This window comes from Mycoplasma sp. CSL7503-lung (genome assembly GCF_025515455.1).
Lineage (GTDB): Bacteria > Bacillota_I > Bacilli_A > Mycoplasmatales > Metamycoplasmataceae > Mycoplasmopsis.
Genome location: NZ_JAOPHP010000042.1, coordinates 1 through 2,832, shown reverse-complemented (window position 1 = coordinate 2,832; position 2,832 = coordinate 1). Strand labels below are relative to the sequence as shown.

At 33.6% G+C, this 2,832-nt stretch carries 1 pseudogene; it reads right to left on the bottom strand.

Annotated elements, in window-relative coordinates:
- Positions 1-164: 164 nt before the first annotated feature.
- Positions 165-2,832: pseudogene (locus N9R85_RS03780) on the bottom strand (hypothetical protein); the annotation flags it as partial.

The following is a 2,832-nucleotide window of genomic DNA, read 5'->3' as shown; positions in this document are numbered from 1 at the left end:
TTTTTTGTTGTATAATTCATATGGTTCCTCGGTTCATGTGGGGCCATTTTTTTTATTAAAAAATTTCAAGTGCTCCACAATTATATTTTATATAAATTGTGTTGCACTTGAAATTACAATTTAGCAACAACATCTTTATAAGAATGTTGTTTTATTTAGTTTTATTAATCTCTAGCTTCTAAATAACTACCGAATGCTATCACTGATGTATCATCACTTGGGATAAAAATATCTCTTTTAAGAGTAGCATTAAGACTATCTGAATAAGTATATCTTCCAGTTTTTTTATCAACATTTATGATATTATCTGATCATTCATATCTTATTGGTAAATCATTTGATGATTCACTAACATATAATACTTTTCCATAGTATGATGAATGATCTTTTCCGTTATTATAAGGTTGACCATCTAATAAAAGAATATAAAATTCTTTTTCATTTATTTTTCTTTTCTCTGCAAGTGCAATATATCCTAAACTTGAACTATTTCCGTTACGATCATATGGTAAAACCTTAAAGTTTCCTATATTTTCATATGTTATACTTGAATCTTTAATTGAAACCCTAAGTTTAATTTTTCCGGCTTCATAATTTTCTACTCCTGTAATTGCAAATTTATTATTTCAACTTCTAAAATCAGCTTTTGTTGCAACAAGATATTTTGACTCTATTTTTTCGTTTTTAAATTCAAAAGAATATTTGATAAATACTTGGTTATTTACTATTTCTTTATTAACATACTTCACATTTTGAATTTCAGGATCATTACCTTTAACACTGAAAGTAACATTTGAGTCAGAAATATTATTAATGTTTTTTCAAGTTAAATCTTTTTTGTCGAATGCAATATTTATTTTAGATTCAGCTTCTCTTAATTGTTCAGGTGTTGAATTTGCTTTTTTAAAGCTTTTTGTTATACTGTTGTTTTGAGAATTAATTTGATCGATATCATCACTATATCTTAGTTCAAATCCTGTAAATCCTACCATTTGTTTTTGTGAATTTGTTGTATCGGAAATGTTGTTTTGTGGGGTTCATTTGAATTTGATGTATTTAGCTTTTATTGCTTTAAAAGTTAAGTTAACTCTATGCATTCTAGCACTTGTTTCAGTAATTCCTGGAACATGTAATCATCTTTCATTTCCGCTTCTAAATTCTTCTGTATTACCAAAATCTTTGATTGATTTCTTACTTTGCATTTCTACTTTATTTCAAGTTGTACCATCGTTTGAATATTCAACTTCTACCATTTCCGGAAATACAAATTTGCCTTGGTAACGAGAACCTTCTAATCAATAATCAAATGATAATTTATCAAAAACTTTTTCTTGGTCATTGTTTACTTTAAAAACAAATTGATTATCTAAACTTGTTTGATTTTTTGAATGTTGGTTTCAGTTATCTCATCTGCCCGCTTGACCACTATTAGGTGCGTTTAGAATTTTATTTAAACCTTCATTAACGTCTGTGTTTCAATTAGGGTCATTATATTGAGATGATTTTGAATAATCAATAGATATAACTTGATTATTTGTTTGTCCATTAAATATTTTAGAATCTTTTAATTCGTTAAATACTATGGTTTTTTCAAAAATTAAATTATCTTTTTGTTCATCGTTTACAACAAAATTACCTCTTAATACTAATGTTTTTTGATTGTCAACATTATCCGCTTCAGCAACATTGTAGTTATTTTTTAGACCGATACCAAAGTTAATTTTGTATTCACCCTCATTTATTCCTAATTGACTCGCTTGTTCGCTTGTTATGGTTATTTTTATATCACCACTATCTTTTAAAGCATCACCAAAAATATCTTTTTTATTAACTTCATCAGCGTAAACGTTTTGAGTTTCGCTTATATATCTAAATTCTTGGTCTTTAGGTTGTTCATTTTCTTTATCAGTTGGTTCACTAGTTACATCACTGTTTTTAGGCGCATCTGTGTTTTCTGTACCTGTTGTTGAATCACCTTGTCCTGCAGTTGTTCCTGGGTTTGTAGTTGTTTCGCCGTTTGAACCTTGGCTTCCGCCTTGTTGTGCTCCAGTATTTTCTCCAGCACCAGCGTTAGCTGAATCACCTTGTCCTGCAGTTGTTCCTGGGTTTGTAGTTGTTTCGCCGTTTGAACCTTGGCTTCCGCCTTGTTGTGTTCCAGTATTTTCTCCAGCACCAGCGTTAGCTGAATCACCTTGTCCTGCAGTTGTTCCTGGGTTTGTAGTTGTTTCGCCGTTTGAATCTTGGCTTCCGCCTTGTTGTGTTCCAGTATTTTCTCCAGCACCAGCGTTAGCTGAATCACCTTGTCCTGCAGTTGTTCCTGGGTTTGTAGTTGTTTCGCCGTTTGAATCTTGGCTTCCGCCTTGTTGTGTTCCAGTATTTTCTCCAGCACCAGCGTTAGCTGAATCACCTTGTCCTGCAGTTGTTCCTGGGTTTGTAGTTGTTTGGCCGTTTGAACCTTGGCTTCCGCCTTGTTGTGTTCCAGCATTTTCTCCAGCACCAGCGTTAGCTGAATCACCTTGTCCTGCAGTTGTTCCTGGGTTTGTAGTTGTTTCGCCGTTTGAACCTTGGCTTCCGCCTTGTTGTGTTCCAGCATTTTCTCCAGCACCAGCGTTAGCTGAATCACCTTGTCCTGCAGTTGTTCCTTGGTCTTGTGATCCTGTTCCTGAAGTTGTTTGACCGTTTGAACCTTGGTTTTCTGTTCCTTGGTCTTGTGAACCTGTTCCTGGAGTTGTTTCACCGTTTGAACCTTGGTTTTCTGTTCCTTGGTCTTGTGAACCTGCTGTTCCTTGGTCTTGTGAACCTGCTGTTCCTTGGTCTTGTGAACCTGTTCCT